Consider the following 23,900-nt stretch of genomic DNA (forward strand, 5'->3'; position numbering starts at 1 on the left):
GGCTGCTCCGTCTTCCGCGAGAGCCCGGGGACGAGGGACATGGACTCCTGTGTCCGGCCCCGCCAGGGGTGTTCCGCCGGAGTCCGGTCACCGATCCATGAAGGACCGTCAGGTGAAACAACCATCACGCCCGATACGACCCGGGCACAGCCGCAGACCGCGACGGGGCGGGCCGGCGCGCGGAGCGGGCCTGCGGGCCGCCTGCGCGACCGTACTGTCCGTCACGCTCACGGGAACCCTCCTGAGCGCCTCCCCGGCCGTCGCGGCCGACCCCCAGCCGGACGCCAACCGCGGCCTGGTGGTCGGATACTGGCTCGGGGGCGGCACCGGCATCAAGGAAGCGGCCGAGAAGGCGCTCGTGGGCACGGACGACGACGTCCGGCAGTTCCTCACGGACGCGCCCGCGATCCAGGAGATCGACGACCGCGTGGACGTCTCCCGCGTGGTGAACGCCGGCGGACCCGCCGTGCGGGAGGCCGCGAAGAAGGCGCTGGCCGGCACCCCGGCCGATGTCGAGACCTTCCTCGACGAGGGCTGGAAGACGGCGGACGAGCAGGACCTGCGGGTGCAGGCCACCCGGGTCGTGAACTTCGGCGGCCCCGGCGTCCAGGACGCCGGCAAGAAGGCCCTGCAGGGCACCTCCGCGGACCTCAAGCAGTTCCTGCGGATCGACCAGTACAAGGCGCAGCAGACCGACGAACGCGTCGAGGTCAGCAAGCTCTACAACAGCGGCGGCCCGAACGTGAAGGCCGCCGCCAAGCTCGCGCTGCGCGGCACCCCCGACGACGTCGTCGAGTTCCTCGAGGTCGGCCAGTTCGTCGCGCGCAACCGCGACCAGGAACGCGCCACGATCGAGCAGCTGATCGAGCAGGCCGAGAAGGCCGGCAAGCAGGCCGAGCGCGCCACCGACGAGGCCGAGGAGGCGTCCGGCAAGGCCATCGCCGCCGCGGCGCTCGCCGAGGAGGCCGCGCAGAAGGCGGCCCAGGAGACACAGGCCGCGAAGAACGACGCCCAGCGCGCGTCGCTGAAGGCCGGTCAGGCCGCCGACGCCGCCCGGGCCGCGGCCGCCGCCGCGCAGCAGGCGATCGGCGCGGCCGACGCGGCCAACCGCTCGGCCCGCAGGGCGTCGCTGGCCGCGGCGCAGACCGCGAACGCGGCGGCGGCGGCGGCCGAGGCCGCGAGCCGCGCCTCGAACGCGGCGTACGCCGCGAGCAAGGACAAGAACAACGCGCAGGCCGCCCGGGACCGGGCCGCCGAGGCGCGCAAGGCGGGGGCGCTGGCCAAGAAGTCCGCGCAGGCCGCCGAGCAGGCCGGCAAGGCCTCGCTCGCCGCCGCGGACGCGGCGGCCGCCTCCCGCAGCGCCACCGGGAACGCGAACAAGGCGGCCGCCGCGGCGGACGAGGCGGCCGACTACGCCGAGGCCGCCGGAGGCAGCGCGGCCGAGGCCCGGGCCGCCGCCGCGGAGACCCGCCGGCACGCCGCCGAGGCCAACCGCGCCGCCAACGCAGCCGAGGCGCTGGCCCGCAAGTCGGCCGCGGCGGCCATGGAGGCCCGTGACGCGGCGAACTCCGCCGCCGCGCACGCGAACAGTGCCGCCGACGCGGCCGACGCGGCCGCCGAACACGCCGGTGAGGCCGCCGACCAGGCGGCGGAGGCGGTCAAGCAGGCCGCCGCCGCCAAGGCCGCCGCCGACGACGCCACCAAGGCGGTGGCGACCGCGCAGAAGACCTTCGACATCGCGCGGGAGGTCGAGACCGAGGATCTCAACACCCGCACGAACGCGGGCGTCGAGGCCGCCATGACGCAGAAGGCCTCGGCCGACGGCTTCACCGTCGACGTGTCCCGCTCGGTCATCGAGGGCCAGGCGATCACGGACGACACCCGGGCCCTGGCCGCCGAGGCGGCCCAGCCGGGGGCGGACCCGGCCGCGCTGGCCGCCAAGGGCCGCGCCGTCGCGCTGCGGGCGATGAAGTACTTCGGTTCCTGGCGCAAGGACGCCGCCGCCCAGGCCCTGTCCGGCACCGATGCCGACGTGGTCGAGTACCTGCGCACCGGCTGGGACAAGGCCGTGGCCGACGAGACCCGTCAGCAGGTCGCCGACCTCGCCACGGACAGCCCCTACGAGGCGGTGCGCACCGCCGCCGCCGAGGCCCTGAACGGCACCGACCAGCAGATCCGCGACTTCTACACCACCGGGCAGCACCAGGCCGCCAACGCCGACTACCGCGTCGCCGTCACCAAGCTCGCCAACGACGGCGGGCCCGGTGTCAAGGAGGGCGCCAAGAAGGCCCTGGCGGACGGGGGCACGCAGGCCCTGCTCGACTTCCTCGACAAGGGACAGTACGAGGCCCAGCAGGCCGACGAGCGGGTGGCCGCCACGCAGCAGTACAACGCGGGCGGGCCCGAGGTCAGGTCCGCGGCCAAGATCGCCCTGGCCGCCCCCGCCGACCAGCTCCACCAGTTCGTCGAGGCGGGCCAGTTCATGGCCGCCCGCAAGGACGCCCTCGCCGACACGCACGTCGCCCAGATGCAGCGGCTCATCGCCGAGGGCCAGGAGATCGCGGCCACCGCCCGCAAGAACAGCGCCCTCGCCGCGCAGGCCGCCGCCGAGGCGCAGCACGCCTCGGCCGACGCCGACAAGGCCAAGAAGGACGCCGAGCAGAGCGCCAGGGACGCCGCGGGTTACGCCGCCGACGCCGATGCCGCCGCCGACCGGGCCGAGACCAGTGCCCAGCAGGCCAAGGCGTCCGCGACCACCGCACGGGCCGCCGCCGACCGCGCCGCCCGGGACGCCGCCGCGGCCGAGGAGTCCGCCGCGCAGGCGGAGTTCTCCGCCGACTACGCGCGCACCTCCGCCTACGAGGCCAAGCAGGCGAGCGACCGGGCCCAGGCCGACGCGGTGGCCGCCGGGAAGAGCTCGGAGGAGGCCGGCAAGGAGGCCGCCGCGGCCTGGAAGGACGTGGTGACCAAGCGCCAGGCCGAGGAGGCCGAAGCGCGGCGCGCCGCCGCGGAACGGCGCAAGAAGGAGGAGGAGAGCAAGCCCAAGTGCTACATCCCGGTCAACCGGGACAGCCTCCCGCCGTGCGCGCTGGCCGGCCAGGAACTCGTGTTCCCCACGATCGACCCGACGATGAAGGAGTTCGCCTGGGAGATCCTCGGCCTCAACGACGCCAAGGACTGCGCGAAGAACCCCAGTCTCGGCAAGTGCGCCCTGGCGGCCATGAACTTCCTGCCCGTCGGCAAGCTCAAGCTCCTCAAGAAGTCGGTCGAGGGCGTGGAGGGCGCGATCGACAGCAGCCGTGCCGCGCGCATGGCCCAGAAGTGCGCCGAGTGCTTCCTCGCGGGCACCGGGGTCCTCATGGCGGACCGCTCGGTGAAGGACATCGAGTCCGTCCGGGTCGGCGACCGGGTGCTGGCAACGGACCCGGTGACCGGGCTGACCGGCCCGCGCAGGGTCACCGACCTGATCGTCACCGAGCACGACAAGTACTTCACGGAGCTGGGCGTCTCCACCCCGCGCGGCCGGGAGAAGCTGACTGCCACGGAGGAACACCCCTTCTGGTCGCCGTCCGAGGGCAGGTGGACGGCGGCGGCCGACCTGCGGCCGGGCATGACGCTCAGGACCGACGGCGGGGACACCGTCACGGTCCGGGACAGCCGGTTCTACAGCGGCTTCGCACGGACCTACAACCTCACGGTCGAAGGCCTGCACTCGTACTACGTGCTGGCCGGCGGCACCCCCGTCCTGGTCCACAACAGCCGGTGCCTGATCGCCGACGTCCTCGGTCCCAAGGGTGAGAAGCTGTGGCTCCCCAAGGGCCGCAAGGCCGTCGCGACGGCCAACAACCTCAAGGGATGGGTGTACGAGATCAAGAAGAGCGAGGCCGTCGCCAACGGGCTCAGCGACAAGGTCACCTACGTCCGGGTCATGGATCCGGTCACGAAGGGCAAGTTCCAGTACCCGAACGGGTACGTGGAATACTTGAACGCCGCGGGACAGACCGTGCACCCGCTGACCGGCCGGGCCGACATCGCGAAGTCCGATCCCTACTACCACATCCCGATCCCGTGATCTCCATCGAAGAACTGTTCACCGGCACCGCGGACGTCACGCGGGCGGATCCCTTCGACTGGGACCCGCTGCGGGAGGAAGCCGCGCTCCAGGAGGTGCACCTCCTGGACTGCAGGGTGTCGCCTCCCACGGGCCGTGCGGGACTGCTCCTGGACATGCGCACCGCCCTCCAGTACGACACGGGCAACGCCGCTCTCCTGGTGGTCCGCGGACTGCACACGTTCCGGTGGGTGGAGGAGCCGCTGGAACGCACGCTGCTCCCCTTCGCCATCATGAACAGCGTGCCCTCGGTGGCCAGGAGGCAATGGCGGATGGACATCGGCCTCTTCCCGGACGGTGAGCTTTCCCTCTCCGGCACGGCGGCCGAGTTCCATCTCCTGCAGGCCGCGGGGATCCCGGAGGGCCTGCCGGACTACTCCGAGCACCGGCTGGACGAGATCCGCGCGGATCTCCCCTGGTGGGATTCCGGCTGCACGGTCCTGCAGTCGTCCACCACGAGCACCACCTGACGGGAACGGCGGGGGTGGGCATCTGGCCTCCGGCCGGGTCGCCCACCCCCGTCCGTCCCCCGCGGCCGCGTCAGGAACGGGTCAGCTCGGCGGCCAGGCGGCGCAGGGCCGTGCGGTTGGCGCGCCGCATCACGGTCCGCACCACGGGGGCCAGCAGCCGGTCGGCGAGCGGAGCGCGCCGCCAGGCGTACGTGAACGTGACGCGGCTCGCGCCGTCGCCGAGCGGCTCGATGGTGTAGGTGCCCTGGGCCAGCCGCCGGCCGGCCGCGCTGACGTTGCGTTCGACCAGGCGCCGCGGGGCGTCCGCCTCGACGGTCTCGATGGTCACCTCGGTCCTCGCGCCGGCCAGTGCGGCGGTGACCGTGGCGCGGGACCCGACACCCCGGGCCGGGCCGTCGCAGCGCCAGCCGGAGAGGTAGTGGTCGGTGAAGCGCTCGTGGTGCGCCATGACCTCGAGGAACTCGTAGACCTGCTCGGGCGTCCGCGGCACGCCGATCGACACGGTGACAGGCTGCATGGGCCCCACCGTAGCGGCGGGCCGGGCCCGCGGATACGGGCGTGACGCGGCGAACGCTCCGTCCGGCCCGTTTTCCGGAAACGATCGAGGGCCGGTCCCGGATTGCTCCGGAATCGGCCCCGACCTGCGACTCCTACGAGTCGGGACGACAGGATTTGAACCTGCGACCCCTTGACCCCCAAAAAACCGACGCCCAGTTCGTTCCGTCCATCCAGTCCACACGATCCGGCGAACGTCCAGGTCAGCGGTGTGCCGTTCAGTCTGTGCGACAGCGTGTGTGACACGGTCACACCCTCGGGAAGTACTCACCAAAGGTCACGAGAAGGACCAGGAAGGCTGCGCTTGGCATGGTTGATTCTCGGGTCATCAAAGCGCGTAGCGCCCGCTTAAATGATCTACGTGGCCTTGCGTCGGGCCTCCCGACTTACTGCGCGCGAAGGTCGCCAGGTCCTTGCCACTGCGGGAGCACCGTCGTGAAGCCGTATTCCTTGGCTACCTGCTCAAGCTCGGTCGTCCACGGCTTGTCGCGAAGCACTTCGTTGAATGCCAGCATGGCGAAGTGGAAGATCCACAGGCAGTACAGGGGGCACTGCACCATCTCCTCGTGGATCGGCTTCTGGCTGACCTCGAAGGAACCCTCGCCGGTGTCTCGGAAGAACATCTGGGCGCCGGTGAGCGTCGGGTGCGTGAAGCGGGACTCGACCGTGTAGAAGCTCCACACGTTGGTCAGACCGTAGCCTTTGATGAGGGTTTCGATCTTCGCCAGGCGCTCGTTCGGATCCGCTGGGATGGTCTTGTTGACCACCTCTACGGTCTCCGCCATCACCTTGTAAGCGTCCTTGTAGCGGTCCTTCATCCCATCCGCCTTCAGAGCCTTCGCAAGCTGGATCTGATCGCCGCGGAGCTTACGGTTGTAGATGTCACCTATCCGGTCGCCTTGATCGGCGCACCATCGGAGGGTGACCGCGTACTCCAGTGCGCTTCGCCGGTTCGGCGATGCCGCCCCACACGCGCCGGCCGTGTGCAGGGTCAGGATCGCACGGACCTGATGCGCCACATTGAAGAAGAGTCCCCAGCCGATGACTGCCGCTCGGTTCATGGGATCGATGTGTCTGTGGAGATCGCTGGAGATCACGTTTTCGAGACGGAGCAGGCCGTCCCTCGCATCAGGTTCAGTCACCGCGTCATCATCGCGAACCAGCGACCGCCACCGCTATGAGGTTCCCGAAAGCGGTCAATGCGTGCGCTCGTTGTCAGTGGCTCGGAGATGGCGAGGCCGTCGATGAATGTTGTGGCGTCGTTCCCTGGGCGTTCGAACCTTGAGAGAACAGGCCCAGCCAAGCACCCAGTATGAGAAGTCCGACCACGATGATGCCCGTGGCCGACTTTTTCGCCGACTTCGCCTTGCCCGTAGACCGGTTCACCCAGTGACCGGCCCGATAGTACTGACCAGGACGCCCTGCCACCTGTACACCTCCGAAACCATCTGTACGACGGACTGCCCGCCGCGGTCACAGAGTGTCGCAGTCCCGTGCAGGGCTCGGCACCAGATAGGTCGAGACTGTCTGATAACCGACACCACCCATGTCAAGATCGCATCCCATCAGCCGAGAAGTTCCCCGAGCTTGTCCGAGCCGGCCCTGAGGCTCTGCGGGTCGGGGTGGACGTAGACGCCCTTAGTGAAGGACAGGCCGCTGTGCCCGGACCAGGCGGAGACCACGGTGGTGGGAACGGCATTGTTGGCCATCCAGGACAGGCAGGCGTGGCGAGCATCGTAGAGACGAACTCGATGGACGCCGGCTTCCTCCATGAGCCGGTGCGCTCGACGACGGAGCTGATCGGTCTTGAATGGACGGCCAAGCTCATCGACACCGACATAGCCGCTGTCCTCGTAAGATCCCCTGCTGCCAGGCGCTCCTTCGCCTGGAGCGATCGAAACTGCACCAAAGCTCCCCGCACCGGACTCGGCAGCGGCAGACGCGTCGGCCGTTGTGTGTCTTGGGCTCCTTCTCAACGACGATATTTCAGGTCATCTCACCAACTGTCTCGCTTCCTTCTGATCAATCTAGTTGGCCAGTTGCGGCGCCGAGATGGGACGGATGCTGGGTTGGGAGTGGCAGGGCGAGCTTCTTCGAGCGTTCGCAGCCGCTGCCAGGCGGTCTCCCATGCAGCGGCTTGTTCTTCGGGAAGACCACACGCTTGCAGATAGATGCCTACCGTCTTCCACGACCTGGGCATGGTCTTCCGGTTGAGCAGCGCACTGATGGTCCCGGGCGAAACGGGTGAGGCGGCTCGCCGACTCACCTCCGGGATGGTCCAGCCGTTGACTGCTCTGACGCTGGCCAGTGCTTCGATGAAGGCTCGCGGTGTGTGACAGTTGTCCGGCTGAGGCCAGAGCGCGTCAGTGGCGCGGTAGGCCCGGACGGCAGCGGCAGGATCGAAAGCGGGGTTGTCCGCCAGAATGATGCGTCCCGCTGCGTTGCGGGCGCGTCTCTGCGGAATGGGTCGCCCTTGCGCCGCGAGATTGCGTCTGAGCTGCTGGTAGATGGCGTCTAGGTCCAACTCACGAGCAGGACCACGGATGCCCTCGCGGACAAGGCGCAGGAGTTCTCCTGTGAAGGCTGTGTACGTTTCGCCAGGTGGAGCCAGGGCTACGCCGTTCTCCGGCGAGGCCGCCAAAAGGTAGCTTCCATCAACCTCAGCCTGGTCGGCCAGGAGATCCTGCCCGCTCATCGTTCCGAGGGCTCGACCACTCATGCAGCAATCAAGGATGATCACGTGTCGCTGGGCTCGCGAATCCATGAGGATTTCGCGGAGTGCCTGGTACGGAACTCCTGTGTGGCTGCGACCCTGCACTGAGCCTGGCAAACCCAGGAAGAGTTCACCCCGACCGTCGAGAAGGCCGTGCCCTGCGAAGTACACCAGGAGCGTGTCCTCGGCCTCATCGGCCGCGCGGCTTATCGGGTCGAGCAGGTCATGGGAGGTACCGGGTTCAGCCACGACCGTGCAGTGCCCGGGGGGCAATTCCCACGAGAGTGGGCTCGCCAGGACCGCCGCAAGATCCCTGAGATTGTTCACCACGGCCGGCAGGGACTCAAGCTTCGCGTAGGAGCTGACGCCCGCAAGAACGGCCCGTGAGAGAGCTGGGTCGGGTAGTGCACTCATGACGGGGAAGAGGTCTCGTCCGTCTGCTCCAACGCGTCCACCAGCCGACGGACCTCATCCTCGGTCGCGTCCGTCAGACTGATCTCTACAGCGCCACGCCTGATGATGATCTTCGGAGGCCGGGGGCGGGTCTGCCGCCAGGTCACGAGGGAGAGAGCGAACGATGCCGCACTCCACCCGTTGCTCGTGATCAGTCCAAGACTGTCGATCAGACCACCCATGGATCCGGGTGCCGCAGCCTCTGCGTGCAGCGAGACCGTAGCCGTTCGCCGAACGGCCGGCTCTTGACGCAACCATCCATCTAGCGACCGAAGCTCTTCCTCTTGTCGCTCGCTCTCGATCCGAATCACAACGTGCATTCATCCCCCTGACCGTGGTCGCGATGAACCTCCCACAGCGGCATCCTGCCCTCTGAGCGGCGTAGACCACCTGCACAACCGGACACTTTGGCTGATGCCATACGGTGATGGCTGATCGCCACCAGGGCTTCACGACAGCGCGTGGAAACAATCAAGGGCCCTGCCTCACCGTGGTGAAACAGGGCCCTCATCTGCGACTTTGGAGCGAACTCCTAGTCGGGACGACAGGATTTGAACCTGCGACCCCTTGACCCCCAGTCAAGTGCGCTACCAAGCTGCGCCACGTCCCGACGCGCTCACGTGCGGTGACCCGCGTGATCGCGTGAACGTCACTTTACCGCACGTCGGGGGCCGAGCCGAAGGGGGCGCTCGGGCGGGGCGGGCGGTGGGGGGCAGAATCGCACCATGAGCAGCACACCCTCCGGCCGGGCGGCCGGCGCACGTGACCGGGACAGCGAGGGGCGGGCGCGCAACGCCCGGCCCCGGGACGGCCTGGGGCGCCCCCTGCCCTACGGCGCCGACGGGGTGCCCCGGCAGCCCGAGGGCCTGGTGCGCACGCCCGCGGAGACGGTCGCGGAGGCGCAGGAGCTGCTGGACTCGGGCAGGCCGTTCCACGCGCACGAGGTGTTCGAGGACGCCTGGAAGTCGCGGCCCGCGCAGGAACGCGGTCTGTGGCGCGGGCTGGCCCAGCTGGCGGTGGGGCTGACCCATGCCGCCCGGGGCAACGTCACCGGCGGCGCCCGGCTGCTGCGGCGCGGGGCGGGCGCGGTGCGGGAGTGGACGGCGGACACGGGCGAGCGGGAGCCGCACGGCCTCGACCTGGCCGGTCTCGTCGCCTGGGCGCAGGAACTGGCCGCCGCCGTGGAGAGCGGGGCGGCGGCCCCCGTGGACGCGGCCGCACGGGCACCCCGGCTGAGGCGCGGGGCGTAGGCGGAAACCCGGCGGTGGGCGCCGGTGGGACCGGAGGCGGCGGGCCCAGCGGGGCGGCGGGCGCGGCGGGGCGCGGGGCGGGCTGCCGTGCGTGGGACCGGATGGCCGGTGTGCGGGCGGGCGGCCGCCGCGTCGGGCCGGCGGTGCGTGCGCCGGGCCGGTGTGCCGGGACGCCGGTGTGGTGCGGGCAAGGGTGTACGGGGGGCCGCCCGTGCCTGCGGACCGGGCGGCCGGTGTGCGAAGGCCGGCCGGTGCGCCAGGGCCGGGAGGCCCGGGCGTGGGGGGGGCGGGTGGCCGGTGCGGGGGTCGTCGGTGGCCTGCGGCAGACTCGGGGCGTGCGGAAGATTCATGTCATCGGTATCGGTGCGGGCGACCCCGACCAGCTCACGCTTCAGGCGGTCAGGGCGCTGCGCGACACGGACGTGTTCTTCGTCCTGGACAAGGGCGAGGTGACGGCGGACCTGGTGCGGCTGCGCCGCGACATCCTCCGCACGCACCTGCCGGCGGGCGGCTACCGGGTGGTGGAGGCGCGGGACCCGGAGCGGGACCGTGCCGCGGACGGCGCGGCGTACTCCCCGGCGGTCGGGCAGTGGCGCGGCGCCCGCGCCGGCATCTACGAGCGGCTGATCGCCGAGGAGCTGGGTGAGGACGCGACCGGCGCGTTCCTGGTCTGGGGCGACCCCGCGCTGTACGACAGCACGCTCGGGATCCTCCAGGAGGTGCTGGCGCGCGGGTCGGTCGCCTTCACGTACGACGTCGTGCCCGGCATCAGCAGCGTCTCCGCCCTGGCGGCCCGCCACCGCACCGGGCTGAACCGGATCGCCCGTCCCGTGCAGATCACCACGGGCCGGCGGCTCGCCGAGGGGTTCCCGGAGGGCGTGGACGACGTGGTGGTGATGCTCGACGCCCACCGGACGTTCCGGCGGTACGCCGACCAGGACATCGACATCTACTGGGGCGCGTACCTCGGCACCCCGGACGAGATCCTGGCCTGCGGCCCCATCGCCGAGACCGCCCCGCGCATCGAGCGGCTGCGTGCCGAGGCCCGGGAACGCAAGGGCTGGATCATGGACACGTATCTGCTGCGCCGCAGGCCGAAGGGGTAGGGGCGCCCGCGGCGGGGGCGGGGGTGCGGTCCGGGTGCCGCCGGGGCGTGCGGCGGCCCACCTCGTGCTCGGCCAGGGTGCCCACCTCCCAGCCGGCGTCGCGGCAGGCGGCGATCAGGCCGGGCAGGGCGCCGAGCGCGGCGTGCCAGCAGCCCGGCGCCGAGGCGTGGTCCGTGTCGTGCAGGAGGACCGTGCCGCCGCCGCGCAGGTCCGCCCGGACGCAGGCCCGCACGGTGTCCGCGGTGGCGTCCGCCGTCCAGTCCCGGCCCCAGGCCGACCACAGCACGGGCCGCAGCCCGAGGCGCCGGGCGGCCGTCCAGCGGCCCGCGGTGAGGATGCCGTAGGGAGGGCGGTACCACAGGGGCCGCCGGCCGGTGAGGTCGTGCACGACGCGGACCGCGCGCGCGGTCTCCCGCAGGTCCCGGCCGGGGGCGGGCAGCCACGGGCGGCTGTGGGTCCAGCCGTGCACACCGAGTTCGTGCCCGCGGGCGGTGACGGCGCGGGTGAGCGCGGGGTGGCGCGCGGCGCTCTCCCCGAGCACGAAGAAGGTGGCGCGCACGCCGAGCCGCTCCAGGGCGTCCAGGAAGTACGGCGTGGTCTCGGGGTCGGGGCCGTCGTCGAAGGTGAGGGCGACGTGGTCGGGCCTGCCGTGGCCGGCCAGGCGCGGGAAGCAGCGGGAGCGCAGGCGCGGCAGCCACGTGGCGGCGGGGACGATGTGCGCGGCCGCCACGGCGGACACGACGGCCGGCACCGCGAGGGCCGCGGCCGTGAGCGGCGGGACACCCGCGGCCCGCGCGCCGGCGCCCCCGGCCCCGGTCCCGGTCCCATTCCCGCGCCGTCCTGTTCCCCGGTCGCTCACCCGGCTCACCCGAACCGTGCGGCCAGGCGCCGGTACAGGCCGGGCGCGGCGCCGCGGACCCGGCCGGGCAGCCGGGTCCAGCCGGGGACGTAGACCTCGTCCCGCCCGCGCGTGACCGCCTCCCAGACGGCGTCGGCGACCCGGGCCGCCGGCACGGGCCTGGGACGCGACCGGCGGTACGGTACGCCGCGGCGGTCGAAGAACGGGGTGTCCACCACGCCGGGCACCACGTGGCTGATGCCGACGCCGGTGCCGCGCAGTTCGTAGCGGACGGCGTCGGCGAAGGCGCCCAGGGCGGCCTTGGCGGCGGAGTAGACGGCCTCGTCGCGCACCCCGACCGTCCCGGCCAGGGAACCGATGATGACCACCCGGCCGGCGCCCTGTCCCACCATGTGCGGCAGCAGCAGCCGGACCAGGTGCACGGTGGCGAGCACGTTGACGTCGAACACCTCGTCGATGGCGGGCTGCGGCATCGTGCTGAACGGTCCCGCCCAGCCGATGCCGGCGCCGGCCACGAGGAGGTCGACCCGGCCGACGCGGTCGAGTGCGAACTCGGCGAGCCGGCGCTCGGCCCCCGGCCCGGACAGGTCCGCCGGATAGGCCAGCGCGGAGGTGCCCCGGGCGACCTCTTCCAGCCGTGCGCGGTCGCGCCCGTTGAGCACCATCCGCCAGCCGCCCTCCGCCGCGAGCCGCCGCGCGACGGCCGCGCCGATCCCGGAGGAGGCGCCGGTGACCAGCGCGCCCCCGCCCGTGGGCGTGCCGTCGGCGCTCCTGCGGCGCTCGGCGCCCTGCGTCGCCGGTGCCCCGGCGCTCGTCCCGGAGCCGGACCGTGGGCGGGAAGGGGCTTGGGTCATGGGGGCGCACCTCTGGATCGACGGGCCCGGGGCCGCCGGTGCGGCCCCGGTGGTCCGGGACGGCCATGCCGGGCGTGGAGTATCCCGGCGGCCGGGTCCGAAACGCGGGACGGGCTGGGGCGTGTCGGTTCGTTTGACTGCGGTGGGTGAGGGTTACTCACTTCCAGTGTCGTCCGAAACGCCCGCGCCGCCACCGCTGCCCGCCGCCCGGGGTCCCGTGACCGGGGCCGGGCGGGAGCCCTCGGCCGCCCCGGGGACCGGCCCGGCCGCCGCCGGCGGTCCCGCCCCCGCACAGGGCTCCGTCACCGGGGCGGGGCGGCTGCTCGTGGTGAGCGCCAGCATGGGATCCGGGCACGACACGGTGGCCGCGGAACTGGCCCGCCGGGCCCGCGCCGCCGGCGGCCGGGCCGAGGTCGTCGACGTGCTGGAGCTGCTGCCGCTCGGCCTGGGCGCAGGGCTGCGCGCGGGCTACCAGGGCGCCGTCCGGCACTGTCCGTGGGTCTACTCCGGTGTCTACGACCTCTTCCTGCGGCCCGGTCCCCGGCCCCGCCCGAGCGGCACGCCGCTGGCGCGGCTGGCGGGGGACGCGCTGATGGCGCTGGTGCGCGAGACGTGCCCCGACGTGGTGGTGTCCGTGTTCCATCTGGCGGCCCAGCTCACCGGGCATCTGCGGGCGCGCGGGACGCTGCGGGTGCCCAGCGCGGTGGTCGTGGTCGACTTCGCCGTGCACCGCCAGTGGCTGCACCCGGGCAACGACCTGCACCTGTGTCTGACGGACGAGGCCGCGCGGGAGGTGCGCCGGGGCCTGGGCCGTCCGGCGCGGGCGACGGGGCCGGTGGTGGACCCGGCCTTCTTCGCGCGGGGGGCGGGGGCGGCCGAGTGGCGGGACCGGTTCGCGCGGCAGGCGCCGGGACGTCCGGCGGTGCTGGTCTCCGCGGGTGCCTGGGGGGCGGGTGCGCGGCTGCCCCGTACCGCTCGGCTGCTCGCGGCGCACGGTTTCCTGCCCGTCGTTCTGTGCGGGCGCAACGAACGGCTGCGGCGGGCCCTGTCCGGCGTGCCGGGTGTGCTGACCCCCGGCTGGGTGACGGACATGCCGGAGCTGCTGCACGCCTGTGCCGCGCTGGTGGACAACGCGGCCGGGCAGACCGCCGTCCAGGCGCTCGCCGCGGGCCTGCCGGTCGTCGGCTACCGGCCGCTGCCGGGGCACGGGGCGGAGGGTGTCCGCACGATGGCCGGTCTCGGGGTGTCCGACCACGCCGGGGACGAGATGGGTCTGGTGCGGTCCCTGGCCCGCCTCACCGCGCAGGGTCCGGAGCGGGAGCGGCGGATCGCGGCGGGGCGCGCGCTGTTCGGGACGGACGCGCTGACGGAGGTCGTACGCCTGCGCGGGTGACCGCAGGCCCGGCACCCGCGCCTCCTCGCCCCCCTCTCGCCCTCCCCGTCGTCCTCACGCGGGCTCACGCCGTCGTCCTCACGCGGTCACGCTCACGCCGTCGCCGTCCCGGTCCCGCCGGAGCGGACACGGTCCGGGCGCCTCACGTGGTCCACGTCCCCGCGGTCCTCGGCGTCCTCGCCGGGCGTGGCGGCGAACCGGGCGTGGGCCACGGGTGCGGCCGTGTCGGGGGAGACGGCGACCCGCATGCCCGGCAGGCTACGCCTGGAACAGGGACATGCCGAGCAGGAGGGCGCAGACGAACAGGGCGGCCGCACCGACGACGGCGACCAGGCGGGAGTGGCGCCGCAGCGAGGTGCGCAGACCGGGACGGCGCGGGGGCACCCGGTGGACGGTGGTGTTCCAGCCGGTGTCCATCCCCGGGACCTGCGGGTGCGCGGCGGCCCGGTCGGGCACCGCCCGCCCGGGGCCCGGGTGGGGCGCGGCGGCGGGGTAGGGCTCGTGGGCGAGGCCCGGCTGCTCGGGCGGCAGCGGTTCCGGTGCGCCGCGCCAGGCGCCGCTGCGGAACCAGTCCGCCGTCTGCCGGGCCGTGGGCCGCTCCTCGGGGCTCTTGGCGAGCAGGCTCAGCAGGTACGCCTCGAAGGCGGGGGGCAGCGCGGCACCGCGCTGGTGCGGGGGTACGGGCGGGGAGTCGACGTGCTGGTACAGCAGCCCGGTGGCGGTGTCCGACTCGAACGGCGGGCGGCCCACGGCCAGTTGGTAGAGGACGCAGCCGAGCGAGTACATGTCGGAGGCCGAGGACGCCGGGGTGCCGATGGCACGTTCGGGCGCCAGGTACAGCCCGGTGCCGACGATCTGGCCGGTCGTGGTGAGGCCGGCCGACGGATCGTCGACGAACCGCGCGATGCCGAAGTCGCCGATGCGGACGGTGCCGTCGCGGTCGCTCAGCAGATTGCCGGGCTTGATGTCGCGGTGCACGATGCCCTGGGCGTGCGCGGCGGCCAGGCCCTCGGCCGCCTGCTCGGCCACCTGGGCCAGCCGCTCGGGCGTGAGCGGGCCCCCGGCGGACAGCTCCCCGGAGAGGCTGTCGCCGTCGACCAGTTCCATGACGAGGAAGCAGCGGTGCTCCCAGGTGCCGAAGTCGAGCGTGCCCACCACATGGGGGTGGTTGAGCCGGGCGGAGGTCTGCGCCTCCAGCCGGAAGCGCGCCTCCGCGGAGGCGTCGGCCAGGTCGCTCAACAGCAGTTTGACCGCGACGGGCCGGCCGAGCACCTCGTCCTGGGCCCGCCAGACCTCGCCCATCCCGCCCCGCCCGATGACCGCGTGGAGCCGGTACCGATCCGCCACCAGCACCTGTAGACCGCCCTCAATCCCCGTAGCCACCAATGTCCCCGCAATCCCCCCGCACGAGCCCCGCCCCGCGGGCGGGCACGGCCGCAGCCGGGCACCGCTACCGGGGCGCGGCAACCGGCCCATCTTAACGATCACTTGGCCTTCCGCCGACCGGCGCCTTACCTGCGGCCACGGCCGACGGATCACGACGATCGTGACCTGCAGGGCCCTTACGGGTGAAAAGCGGAACATCCCACTTCGTACCAGTATGTAGAACTGATCATGTATGTCATCGTCGCCGTGACCCACTGATCCACTCAGGAAGGGTGAGGACGACCTTGGACCCACTGACCTGGCTGCTCATCCCACTGGCGACCGCGATCATGGCCGCCCTGTGGGGCTGTTGCGCGGGGCGCACCCGGCGCGCCGACGACTGGACCAACGTGCAGCGCTACGACCGTCTGCGGGCGGCCCTGGCCCGCGCGACCGCCTCGGCCTCCACCACCCCGTCGGTCCCCTGCCGCTGACGGGACCCCTGGGGCCGGTCGTCCGGATCACGCCCTAGCCGAGCAGCAGCTGCACTCCCCCGACGACCGTCGCCGCGATCACCAGCCGCTCGAAGAGCCGCTGGTCGATCCGGTCGGCGGCCCACCGGCCGAACACGGCGCCGGGCACGACGAAGACCACGAGCACCGCGTCCAGCAGCAGCGAACGGCCGTCGATCAGCCCGAGACCCACGCTGAACGGCACCTTGGAGACGTTGACGATCAGGAAGAAGAAGGCCGACGTCCCGAGGAAGCCGAGCTTGCGGAAGCCGGCCGAGAGCAGGTACATCGACATCACCGGCCCGCCCGCGTTGGCGACCATGGTGGTGAAGCCGCCGAGGACACCGTAGGAGCGGGCCTTGAGGCGGCCGGCGCGGGTGGTGACCGCGCCGGGTTCCTCCTGCTGCGCGGCCGCCCTGCGCCGCACCACCGTGACGGCGGCCATCAGCAGCAGGATGGCACCGATCGAGATCCGCACGACGCCGTCGTCGGCCCGCAGCAGGAACAGGGTGCCGACGACCACTCCGGCCGCGACCGCCGGGAACAGCCGCCACAGCGTGGGCCAGTGGGCGTGCCGCCGGTAGGTCAGTACGGCCAGCACGTCTCCGGCGATCAGCACCGGCAGCAGCACCCCGGTCGAGGCGCGCGCCGGGAGGACGGCCGCGAAGATCGCGAGGCTGACCGTGTTGGCCCCGCTGACGGCGGTCTTGGAGAAGCCGGCCAGCAGGGCCGCGGACGCCAGCGCGGCGAAGGCCCAGCCGGATATGTGCCACAGAGTCATCGTGTCCATGCGGAGACCGATGGTAGGTCCGGGCAGGATCCGGTGGTAAGCGGCGTCTCGCCAGGTGGTCCCGTGACCTGCGGGGCGCGGGCGGCTGAGGTGAGTGAGGTGTCGAGGTGACGCAGGCTCAGGCGGCCGGTGCGCCCGCCGCGGAGCGCTCGCGTCGCGCCGTCACGGCGTCGCGCCGTCACGGCGTCGCACCGTCCCGACCACGCCGTCCCGCTTCCCCGCCGCCCCGCGTCAGGCGTACCGCGCCCGCAGTTCCCGCTTGAGCACCTTCATGCTGGGCCCGAGCGGCAGCGCGTCGGTGAACTCCACGCGGCGCGGGTACTTGTGGCGGCCCAGCCGCTCCTTGGCCCACGCGGTGACGGCGGCGGCGTCCGCCCGGGCGCCGGGGGCCGGGACGACGACCGCGCACACCTCCTCGCCGTGCAGTTCGTCGGGCAGGCCGATGACCGCGACCTGCGCGATGTCGGGGTGGCGCAGCAGCACCTCCTCCACCTCGCGCGGATAGACGTTGTAGCCGCCGCGGATGACGACGTCCTTCTTGCGGTCGACGATGCTGAGGAAGCCCTCGTCGTCCTTGGTGCCGAGGTCACCGGTGCGGAACCAGCCGTCGACCAGGGCCTCGGCGGTGGCCTCGGGACGGCCGAGGTAGCCGGAGAAGACGTTGTGGCCGCGGACGACGACCTCGCCCAGTTCGCCCGGGGGCAGGAGTTCGACGCGGTCCTCGGTCTCGGCGCGGGCGATCTCCACGTCCACGCCCCACAGCGGGTGGCCGATGCTGCCGGGCTTCGCGCCGAACACCGGCTGGTTGACGGCGGCCGCCGGGGAGGTCTCCGACAGCCCGTACCCCTCGTAGATCTTCGCCCCGAACGCCGCCTCGAACCGTTCGAGCACCGCGACGGGCAGCGAGGCTCCGCCGGAGACGCACACGCGCAGCTCCGGCAGGACGTCGGCGCCGGCCGCCGCGGCGGCCAGGGAGACGAACATCGTGGGCACGCCGTGGAAGGTGTTGACGCCCTCCTTCACCATCAGCTCGATCGCGCGGGCCGCGTCGAAGCGGGGCAGCAGGACGAGGGTCGCCCCGGCCCGCCAGGTGGAGTTCATCGACACCGTCTGCCCGAAGGCGTGGAAGAGCGGCAGCGCGCCGAGGGCGACGTCGTCGGGGCGGATGTCGTTGGCGTCGAAGGCGTTGACGGTGGCGTTCATCACCAGGTTGAAGTGGCTGAGCACGGCGCCCTTGGGGACACCGGTGGTGCCGCTGGTGTAGAAGACGACGGCGGGGTCGTCGGCGGACCGGGTGACGTAGGACGCCGGCGGCTGGGCGTCGGCCGCCAGTGCCTCCAGTTCGGCGCCGAGCGTGACGACCCTCACCCCGGCGGCGCGGGCGGCGGCGGTGCCGGTCTCCGCCTGCGCCGGATGGCACAGGAGCAAGGCGGCGCCGCTGTCCTTCAGGACGTGCTCGGCCTCGGCCGCCGAGAGCAGCAGGTGGACGGGGACGACGACCGCGCCGGCCGCCGCGATCGCGTAGTACGCCTGCGGGAACTCGGCGGTGTTCGGCGCCATCAGGGCGACCCTGTCACCCGGCCGGATCCCGAGCCCGGCGAGCGCCCCGGCCTGCGCGCGGGCCCGCTGCCACACCTGGGCGAAGGTGAGCCGCAGGTCGCCTTCGACGAGGGCGGTCCGGTCGGGGCGGCGCCGGGCGTTCTCGGCGAGGATGGCGGCGACGGAGAGGGTTGCCATGGGGGGTACTTCCTTACAGGTGCGGCTTCGTTGCTGCGGTGGGGGGGCGCGGCGTGTTCCGGCGCGGGGGTACGGCCGGTTCCGTCGCGGCGCCGGGGGTTTCCGGCACGCGCGGGGGTGCCCGGCACGGGGGCCCGGAGACGTGCCTGCCGGCCGGGCGGGTCTAGGGACGCTCGACGAGCAGGGCGCTGCCCTGTCCCACGCCCACGCACATCGTGGCCAGGCCGCGGGCCGCGCCGGTGCGGTCCATGCGGTGCAGCAGCGTGGTGAGGATGCGGGCGCCGGAGCAGCCGAGCGGGTGGCCGAGGGCGATGGCGCCGCCGCTCGGGTTGACCAGGTCCTCGTCGATGCCGAGCTGGTCGACGCAGGCGAGGGCCTGGGCGGCGAACGCCTCGTTGAACTCGGCCTCCTCGATGTCGCCGATCCCCCATCCGGCGCGGGCCAGCGCCTTGCGGGTGGCGGGGACGGGGCCGATGCCCATGACGTCGGGGTGGACCCCCGCGGAGGCGCCGGCGACGTAGCGGCCCAGGGACCGCAGGCCCAGGTCGTTCAGCGCCTCCTCGCTGACCAGGAGGAGACCGGCGGCCCCGTCGTTCATCGGGGAGGCGTTGCCCGCCGTGACCGTGCCGTCCGCGCGGAAGACGGGCTTCAGCCGGGCGAGCTTGTCGTAGGAGGTGTCCTCGCGGATGCACTCGTCGCGGTCGACGACCGTACCGTCGGGGCGCTTCACGGGCAGGAGTTCGGCGTCGAAGTGACCCTCGGCGCGTGCCCGGGCGGCGCGCCGGTGGCTGCGCAGCGCGAACGCGTCCTGGCGGTCGCGCGCGATGCCGTACCGCGCGGCGACCTGCTCGGCGGTCTCGCCCATGGAGAGCAGCCCGTGCAGGTCCTTCATCGCCGGGTTGACCAGGCGCCAGCCGAGCCGGGTGTCGTACGTCTCGATGCGGTGCGGCAGCGCCTCGTCCGGGCGGGGCAGCACGAAGGGGGCGCGGCTCATCGACTCGGAGCCGCCCGCGAGCACGACGTCGGCCTCGCCCGCGGCGATGGTGCGTGCGGCGGTGGTGACGGCCTCCAGGCCGGAGGCGCAGAGCCGGTTGACGGTGGCGCCGGGCACGGACTCGGGGAGCCCGGCGAGCAGGGCGGCCATCCGGGCGACGTTGCGGTTGTCCTCGCCGGCCTGGTTGGCGGCGCCCCAGTAGACGTCGTCGACGCGGGCCGGGTCGAGGGCGGGCACGCCGTCGACCAGGGCGCGGATCACCGCCGCGGCGAGGTCGTCGGGGCGTACGGAGGACAGGGTCCCGCGCAGCTTGCCGATCGGGGTGCGGCGGGCGGCCGCGAAGTGGACGGGACGCACGGCAGGACTCCTCGAAGGGCTCGTACGGCCGGACGGTACGCGCGGGGTCACCGCTCGTTCCCGGACGACCATTAATTAGCACTGCTAGTTTCGGACTATAGACCGCGGACCGGCCCGCTGGGAAGATCCCCTCCGGGCCCGCCGACGCCGCAGGAGGAGACATGGCCGACACCCGCGAGCACGTCCTCGCCGGAACCCGGGGCACCCTGTGCGTCCACGAGTGGCCGCATCCGCGCCCGCGCTTCCTCGCGGTGCTCGTCCACGGCTACGGCGAGCACGCCGGGCGCTACGAGGAGGTGGCGGACGTGCTCCGCGGGCTCGGCGCGGCCGTCCACGCGCCCGACCACGTGGGGCACGGGAAGTCGGCGGGCGAGCGCGTGGTCGTCGAGGACTTCGAGGACGTGGTGAGCGACGTGCACGCCGTGGCGGACCTCGCCCGGTCCGCGCACCCGCGCCTGCCGCTGGTCCTGGTCGGCCACTCCATGGGCGGCCTGGTCGCGGCCCGCTACGCCCAGCGCCACGGCGGCGAGCCGGCCGCGCTCGTGCTGTCCGGCCCGGTCATCGGCGCCTGGGAGCTGCCCGGGCGGCTGCTCGCCCTGGACGAGATCCCCGACCGGCCGATCAGTCCGGCGGCGCTCTCCCGGGACCCGGCGGTCGGCGCGGCGTACGCGGCGGACCCGCTGGTGTGGCACGGCCCGATGAAGCGGCCGACGGTGGAGGCGTTCGCGCGCACCCTGCGGACCGTCGCGGAGGGCGGTGACGTCGGCCGGCTGCCCGTGCTGTGGCTGCACGGGGACGACGACCGGCTGGTGCCGCTCGCCGGGAGCCGGACCGGCGTGGAAAAGCTCACCGGCGGCCCGGCCGGGGCCGGCGGCGACCTGACCGAGCGGATCTGTCCCGGGGCCCGGCACGAGGTCTTCCTGGAGACCAACCGGGCGGAGGTCTTCGCGGACGTGACGGCCTTCCTGGACCGGGTCCTGCCCCGCTGAGGACCGCCCACGGGGGCGTCGTGACCGGGACCGTCCGCGGGGGCACCTGTCCGGTTTGCGGGAGCACGCGCCGGGCACCCGCTCGGTACCGCCAAGACGACCCCACGAGGGAGAACCACCGCATGACTGTCGTGAAGAGCACGATTCCCGAGTCGGCACGCCAGGTCACCGGGGAGGCACTGCAGAGCACCCTGGTGGATCTTCTCGGGCTCTCGTTGATCGGTAAGCAGGCGCACTGGAACATCGTGGGACCCCGGTTCCGCTCGATCCACCTGCAACTGGACGAGGTGGTGGCGGCGGCCCGCGAGTTCGCCGACACCGTCGCGGAGCGCTCCTCGGCGCTCGGCCTGCCTCCGGACGGCCGTCCGGAGACGATCGCCTCCGCGTTCACGCTGCCCGGCCCCAAGGACGGCTGGGTGCGCGACACCGACGTCGTCGAGGTGATGATCGAGGCGCTGGAGGCCGCCATCGCCCGGCTGCGCGAGCGCATCGAGGCGACGGAGAAGCCCGACCCGGTCACCCAGGACCTGCTGATCACGATCACCGCCGAGCTGGAGAAGCAGCGGTGGATGTTCGCCGCGGAGAACGTCTCCCGCGACGACTGAGCGGTGAGGGCCAGGGGCCACGATGAGTGACACCACGCGCGCCGTCCGCGCGCCCGGCGCCGGGGAGAAGGACGAGAAGGACGACCGGCGCGCGGGGGCGGTGCTGCGGGAGCTGGTCGGGCGGCACGGCGAGACCTTCGCGCAGGAGGCCGGCATCACCCTGAGGGACACCCCGCAGCCGCTCTACCGGCTGCTGGTGCTCGCCGTGCTGCTCAGCGCCCGCATCCGCGGGTCGGTCGCCGTCGCGGCGGCCCGGGAGCTGTCCGGCGCCGGACTGCGCGACCCGCGCCGCATGGCCGCCGCGGGCCGGCGGGCGCGGGTGGACGCGCTGGGCCGCGGCGGCTACCGGCGCTACGACGAACGCACCGCCACCCAGCTCGGCGAAGGCGCCGAGCTGGTCACCGGACGCTGGGGCGGTGACCTGCGCCGCCTGCGCGCGGAGGCCGACGGCGAGGTGGCGGCGCTGCGCGGACTGCTGCAGGAGGTACCGGGGCTCGGTCCGGCCGGCGCGGACATCTTCCTGCGGGAGGTCCAGGGGGTGTGGCCCGAGGTCGCCCCCTTCCTGGACGCCAAGGCGCTGTCCGGCGCCGAACGCCTCGGTCTGCCGCCCGACCCGGGCCGGCTGACCGCCCTCGCGGGCGGCACGGCCCCGGAGGTCCTCGCGGCGGCACTCATACGCGCGGCGCTCGACAAAAAGGCGGCCGGCTCAGCCGGCTGACCAGGCCGGGCACGCCCTGCGGCCGCACCGGCCCCGGACAGGCGCCTCAGCCGCGCGGCAACGGCAGGCCGAGGAGGCGGCTGATGGTCCGCAGGACGCCGTTGTCGTTGTTGGAGGGCGCCAGGTGGCGGGCCCGGCGGATCACGTCGGGGTGGGCGTTGGCCATGGCGAAGGACCAGTCGGCGGCGTCCAGCATCTCCAGGTCGTTGAGGTAGTCACCGAACACCAGGGTCTGCGCGGGCGTGATGCCCAGGTCCCGCTGGAGACGGCGCACCGCCGCGCCCTTGTCGGCGGTGCGGTTCATGACGTCGACCCAGTGCTCGCCGGAGACGACGACCTGGTGGGTGGCGGCGAACGGTGCCAGGGCCGGGGCGGTGGTGCGCTCGGCCGCTCCGAAGTCGAAGACGGCCACCTTGATGACGTCGTCGTCGACGGCGGCGGCGTCCGCCACGACCTCGTGCCGTACGTAGTACTTGCGGACCTCCGCGAGGAACGCCTCGTCGGACCGCTCCACGTAGGCGGACCGCTTGCCGCAGATCACGGCGCCCACGTCCGCGCCCCTGGCGGCCAGCTCCCGCACGGCCGACACGAGCCGGGCGGCCACGGCGGGCGCCAGCGGGTCCGAGCTGAGTTCCTCGCCGTCCCGGACGACGTACGTGCCGTTCTCGGCGATGAAGACCATGCCCTCGTCCGCACCGGCGAACTGCTCGGCCAGCGTGGCGTACTGGCGTCCGCTCGCCGGGCTGAACAGCACACCGCGGCGGCGCAGCTCGGCCAGGACCGGCCACAGGCCCGCGGGCATCCGTTTGGCGTCGTCGAGGAGCGTGCCGTCCATGTCGGTGACGATCAGCCGTATGCCCGCCGGTCCGGCGGGGTCCCCGGGGCGGCTGCCGGGGACGGTGAGCAGGGGCGAGGGAGTGGTGGACATGTCCCGGTTCCTGTGGGGGCGCGGGTGCGCCGGACGGGTGGCGGAGCGGCGGGAACAGCCGGAACGGCTCCCCCCGCCGACCACCGAGACAAACACGTCCCCCCGCCGCCGGGCAAACGCCGCCGGCGGCCGGCCGGAGTGCCGCCGGGCCGCGACGGCCGCGGCCCCGGGCGGGCGGGTGCGTCGATTCCCGGGACAGGGTGATCTTCGCGCGGCACAATGGCGGGGACTGCGCGGCCTGCGCCGTGCCGTCGGCGGACATGCACCAGCGGACAGGAACCAGGAGTGCGGACGTGAGCGAGAGCAGCACCCCGACGGGCGGGTCGCCGAGGCTGAACACCGGGGTGGCGCACAACGCGCGGGTCTGGAACTACTGGATCGGCGGCAAGGACAACTACGAGGTGGACCAGCAGGTCGGCGAACACGTGGCCGGCATGTTCCCGGTGATCCGCGAGGTCGCGCGCGCGGACCGCGAGTTCCTGGGGCGGGCGGTGCGCTTCCTGACCGCCGAGCGCGGCATACGGCAGTTCCTCGACATCGGCACCGGGCTGCCGACCGTCGACAACACCCATGAGATAGCCCAGCGCCTGGCTCCCGAAGCGCGCATCGTGTACGTCGACAACGACCCGATCGTCCTCGCCCACGCGCGCACCCTGCTGACCAGTACCCCCGCGGGCGCCACCGCCTACATCGACGCGGACGTGCACGACCCGGAGGCCATCGTCGAGCGGGCCGCGGCCACGCTGGACCTCGGCCGGCCCGTCGCCGTGATGATGCTCGGCATCCTGAACTTCGTCCTGGACACCGACAAGGCGCGCGACATCGTCCGCCGTGTCATGGCGGCGGTCCCGTCGGGCAGCTACCTGGTCCTCACCCACCCCACCGTCGACGCCGACCTCGGCGGCGAGGGCAACGTGGGTGCCATGGCGTTCTGGAACGAGAACGCCACTCCCCCGATCACCGCCCGTCCGCGGGCCGAGGTCGCCGCCTTCCTGGACGGTCTCGACCTGGTCGAGCCGGGTCTGGTGCCGTGCTCGCGGTGGCGGCCCGGGGCCGAGGCCCCCGCCGTGGTGCCGCAGTTCGGCGCGGTGGCCGTGAAGCCCTGACCCGGGCGGCGCGGCGGCACCTGCGCCGCACGCCC

At 73.2% G+C, this 23,900-nt stretch carries 23 protein-coding genes and 1 tRNA gene; 10 read left to right on the forward strand and 14 right to left on the reverse strand.

Annotated elements, in window-relative coordinates; all coding sequences use genetic code 11:
• The first annotated feature begins 112 nt into the window (after nt 1-112).
• Nucleotides 113-4,072, forward strand: coding sequence for a polymorphic toxin-type HINT domain-containing protein (locus tag AC6I72_RS04145; RefSeq protein ID WP_497999507.1), 3,960 nt, complete (start codon nt 113-115; stop codon nt 4,070-4,072).
• Nucleotides 4,069-4,581 carry a hypothetical protein gene (locus AC6I72_RS04150; RefSeq protein ID WP_497999508.1) on the forward strand — a complete coding sequence of 171 codons (513 nt, stop codon included), beginning with the start codon at nt 4,069-4,071 and terminating at the stop codon, nt 4,579-4,581. Before AC6I72_RS04145 ends, AC6I72_RS04150 begins: the two co-directional genes overlap by 4 nt.
• Nucleotides 4,582-4,651: 70 nt before the next feature.
• Here AC6I72_RS04150 and AC6I72_RS04155 read toward each other — a convergent pair whose 3' ends face one another.
• From AC6I72_RS04155 to AC6I72_RS04180, 6 genes are all read right to left on the reverse strand, one after another.
• Nucleotides 4,652-5,098 (reverse strand): SRPBCC family protein, encoded by a 447-nt coding sequence (locus AC6I72_RS04155; protein ID WP_497999509.1) that lies wholly within the window; start codon nt 5,096-5,098, stop codon nt 4,652-4,654.
• Between the two features lie 424 nt (nt 5,099-5,522).
• Nucleotides 5,523-6,278, reverse strand: coding sequence for a DUF5677 domain-containing protein (locus tag AC6I72_RS04160; RefSeq protein WP_497999510.1), 756 nt, complete (start codon nt 6,276-6,278; stop codon nt 5,523-5,525).
• Between the two features lie 423 nt (nt 6,279-6,701).
• On the reverse strand, nt 6,702-7,112 hold the full coding sequence (locus tag AC6I72_RS04165) for a tyrosine-type recombinase/integrase (protein WP_497999511.1): 411 nt from the start codon (nt 7,110-7,112) through the stop codon (nt 6,702-6,704).
• Between the two features lie 20 nt (nt 7,113-7,132).
• Nucleotides 7,133-8,263 carry a caspase family protein gene (locus AC6I72_RS04170; protein WP_497999512.1) on the reverse strand — a complete coding sequence of 377 codons (1,131 nt, stop codon included), beginning with the start codon at nt 8,261-8,263 and terminating at the stop codon, nt 7,133-7,135.
• Nucleotides 8,260-8,622 carry an effector-associated constant component EACC1 gene (locus AC6I72_RS04175; RefSeq protein WP_497999513.1) on the reverse strand — a complete coding sequence of 121 codons (363 nt, stop codon included), beginning with the start codon at nt 8,620-8,622 and terminating at the stop codon, nt 8,260-8,262. Before AC6I72_RS04175 ends, AC6I72_RS04170 begins: the two co-directional genes overlap by 4 nt.
• Before the next feature lie 216 nt (nt 8,623-8,838).
• Nucleotides 8,839-8,912, reverse strand: a tRNA-Pro gene (locus tag AC6I72_RS04180).
• A 115-nt stretch (nt 8,913-9,027) separates the two neighbouring features.
• On the opposite strand from AC6I72_RS04180, the gene AC6I72_RS04185 reads away from it, so the two are divergent.
• Together AC6I72_RS04185 and cobF are read left to right on the forward strand one after the other, a co-directional pair.
• A complete protein-coding gene (locus AC6I72_RS04185) occupies nt 9,028-9,552 on the forward strand; it encodes a DUF309 domain-containing protein (protein ID WP_497999514.1) in 525 nt (174 codons plus the stop codon).
• A 335-nt stretch (nt 9,553-9,887) separates the two neighbouring features.
• The gene (cobF, locus tag AC6I72_RS04190) at nt 9,888-10,658 is read left to right on the forward strand and encodes a precorrin-6A synthase (deacetylating) (RefSeq protein WP_497999515.1); all 771 of its coding nucleotides are present in this window, start codon (nt 9,888-9,890) and stop codon (nt 10,656-10,658) included.
• On the opposite strand, the gene AC6I72_RS04195 is transcribed toward cobF, so the two are convergent.
• Both AC6I72_RS04195 and AC6I72_RS04200 read right to left on the reverse strand, forming a co-directional pair.
• Nucleotides 10,618-11,397, reverse strand: a complete 780-nt coding sequence (locus tag AC6I72_RS04195; RefSeq protein ID WP_497999516.1) for a polysaccharide deacetylase family protein — start codon at nt 11,395-11,397, stop codon at nt 10,618-10,620. The two genes, cobF and AC6I72_RS04195, sit on opposite strands and share 41 nt — an antisense overlap.
• Before the next feature lie 125 nt (nt 11,398-11,522).
• Nucleotides 11,523-12,371, reverse strand: a complete 849-nt coding sequence (locus tag AC6I72_RS04200; protein WP_497999517.1) for an SDR family NAD(P)-dependent oxidoreductase — start codon at nt 12,369-12,371, stop codon at nt 11,523-11,525.
• Between the two features lie 340 nt (nt 12,372-12,711).
• Between AC6I72_RS04200 and AC6I72_RS04205 the strand changes: the two genes are divergently transcribed.
• A complete protein-coding gene (locus tag AC6I72_RS04205; protein WP_498004584.1) occupies nt 12,712-13,764 on the forward strand; it encodes an MGDG synthase family glycosyltransferase in 1,053 nt (350 codons plus the stop codon).
• Nucleotides 13,765-13,856: 92 nt separating this feature from the next.
• Here the strand turns inward: AC6I72_RS04205 and AC6I72_RS04210 are convergent, their stop codons facing one another.
• Together AC6I72_RS04210 and AC6I72_RS04215 are read right to left on the reverse strand one after the other, a co-directional pair.
• The gene (locus AC6I72_RS04210; protein ID WP_497999518.1) at nt 13,857-14,012 is read right to left on the reverse strand and encodes a hypothetical protein; all 156 of its coding nucleotides are present in this window, start codon (nt 14,010-14,012) and stop codon (nt 13,857-13,859) included.
• A 10-nt stretch (nt 14,013-14,022) separates the two neighbouring features.
• Nucleotides 14,023-15,117, reverse strand: coding sequence for a serine/threonine-protein kinase (locus AC6I72_RS04215; protein ID WP_497999519.1), 1,095 nt, complete (start codon nt 15,115-15,117; stop codon nt 14,023-14,025).
• A gap of 317 nt (nt 15,118-15,434) precedes the next feature.
• On the opposite strand from AC6I72_RS04215, the gene AC6I72_RS04220 reads away from it, so the two are divergent.
• Nucleotides 15,435-15,623, forward strand: coding sequence for a hypothetical protein (locus tag AC6I72_RS04220; protein ID WP_037864573.1), 189 nt, complete (start codon nt 15,435-15,437; stop codon nt 15,621-15,623).
• A gap of 34 nt (nt 15,624-15,657) precedes the next feature.
• Here the strand turns inward: AC6I72_RS04220 and AC6I72_RS04225 are convergent, their stop codons facing one another.
• From AC6I72_RS04225 to AC6I72_RS04235, 3 genes are all read right to left on the reverse strand, one after another.
• Entirely contained in the window at nt 15,658-16,431 is a 774-nt protein-coding gene (locus AC6I72_RS04225) for a sulfite exporter TauE/SafE family protein (RefSeq protein WP_497999520.1), read from the reverse strand.
• Between the two features lie 231 nt (nt 16,432-16,662).
• Nucleotides 16,663-18,168, reverse strand: coding sequence for a long-chain-fatty-acid--CoA ligase (locus AC6I72_RS04230; RefSeq protein ID WP_497999521.1), 1,506 nt, complete (start codon nt 18,166-18,168; stop codon nt 16,663-16,665).
• A gap of 163 nt (nt 18,169-18,331) precedes the next feature.
• The gene (locus tag AC6I72_RS04235) at nt 18,332-19,519 is read right to left on the reverse strand and encodes a thiolase family protein (protein ID WP_497999522.1); all 1,188 of its coding nucleotides are present in this window, start codon (nt 19,517-19,519) and stop codon (nt 18,332-18,334) included.
• A gap of 161 nt (nt 19,520-19,680) precedes the next feature.
• Here AC6I72_RS04235 and AC6I72_RS04240 point away from each other — a divergent pair, with 161 nt between their 5' ends.
• The 3 genes from AC6I72_RS04240 to AC6I72_RS04250 all read left to right on the forward strand — a co-directional run bounded on the left by AC6I72_RS04240 (nt 19,681) and on the right by AC6I72_RS04250 (nt 21,831).
• Nucleotides 19,681-20,508, forward strand: coding sequence for an alpha/beta fold hydrolase (locus AC6I72_RS04240; protein ID WP_497999523.1), 828 nt, complete (start codon nt 19,681-19,683; stop codon nt 20,506-20,508).
• Between the two features lie 122 nt (nt 20,509-20,630).
• The gene (locus AC6I72_RS04245; protein WP_366726155.1) at nt 20,631-21,113 is read left to right on the forward strand and encodes a Dps family protein; all 483 of its coding nucleotides are present in this window, start codon (nt 20,631-20,633) and stop codon (nt 21,111-21,113) included.
• 22 nt (nt 21,114-21,135) lie between these two features.
• Nucleotides 21,136-21,831 (forward strand): endonuclease, encoded by a 696-nt coding sequence (locus tag AC6I72_RS04250; protein ID WP_497999524.1) that lies wholly within the window; start codon nt 21,136-21,138, stop codon nt 21,829-21,831.
• Between the two features lie 46 nt (nt 21,832-21,877).
• Here AC6I72_RS04250 and AC6I72_RS04255 read toward each other — a convergent pair whose 3' ends face one another.
• Complete coding sequence (locus tag AC6I72_RS04255) at nt 21,878-22,759, reverse strand: Cof-type HAD-IIB family hydrolase (protein WP_497999525.1); 882 nt, start codon at nt 22,757-22,759, stop codon at nt 21,878-21,880.
• 293 nt (nt 22,760-23,052) lie between these two features.
• On the opposite strand from AC6I72_RS04255, the gene AC6I72_RS04260 reads away from it, so the two are divergent.
• On the forward strand, nt 23,053-23,865 hold the full coding sequence (locus tag AC6I72_RS04260; protein ID WP_497999526.1) for an SAM-dependent methyltransferase: 813 nt from the start codon (nt 23,053-23,055) through the stop codon (nt 23,863-23,865).
• Nucleotides 23,866-23,900: the final 35 nt, after the last annotated feature.

This window comes from Streptomyces sp. Xyl84 (assembly GCF_059731885.1).

Coding starts and splice junctions, on each gene's coding strand:
- AC6I72_RS04155 (WP_497999509.1), bottom strand. CDS start 5,098: ATGCAGCCTGTCACCGTGTCGATCGGCGTGCCGCGGACGCCCGAGCAG.
- AC6I72_RS04170 (WP_497999512.1), bottom strand. CDS start 8,263: ATGAGTGCACTACCCGACCCAGCTCTCTCACGGGCCGTTCTTGCGGGC.
- AC6I72_RS04175 (WP_497999513.1), bottom strand. CDS start 8,622: ATGCACGTTGTGATTCGGATCGAGAGCGAGCGACAAGAGGAAGAGCTT.
- AC6I72_RS04185 (WP_497999514.1), top strand. CDS start 9,028: ATGAGCAGCACACCCTCCGGCCGGGCGGCCGGCGCACGTGACCGGGAC.
- AC6I72_RS04200 (WP_497999517.1), bottom strand. CDS start 12,371: ATGACCCAAGCCCCTTCCCGCCCACGGTCCGGCTCCGGGACGAGCGCC.
- AC6I72_RS04205 (WP_498004584.1), top strand. CDS start 12,712: ATGGGATCCGGGCACGACACGGTGGCCGCGGAACTGGCCCGCCGGGCC.
- AC6I72_RS04210 (WP_497999518.1), bottom strand. CDS start 14,012: ATGCGGGTCGCCGTCTCCCCCGACACGGCCGCACCCGTGGCCCACGCC.
- AC6I72_RS04225 (WP_497999520.1), bottom strand. CDS start 16,431: ATGGACACGATGACTCTGTGGCACATATCCGGCTGGGCCTTCGCCGCG.
- AC6I72_RS04230 (WP_497999521.1), bottom strand. CDS start 18,168: ATGGCAACCCTCTCCGTCGCCGCCATCCTCGCCGAGAACGCCCGGCGC.
- AC6I72_RS04240 (WP_497999523.1), top strand. CDS start 19,681: ATGGCCGACACCCGCGAGCACGTCCTCGCCGGAACCCGGGGCACCCTG.
- AC6I72_RS04245 (WP_366726155.1), top strand. CDS start 20,631: ATGACTGTCGTGAAGAGCACGATTCCCGAGTCGGCACGCCAGGTCACC.
- AC6I72_RS04250 (WP_497999524.1), top strand. CDS start 21,136: ATGAGTGACACCACGCGCGCCGTCCGCGCGCCCGGCGCCGGGGAGAAG.
- AC6I72_RS04255 (WP_497999525.1), bottom strand. CDS start 22,759: ATGTCCACCACTCCCTCGCCCCTGCTCACCGTCCCCGGCAGCCGCCCC.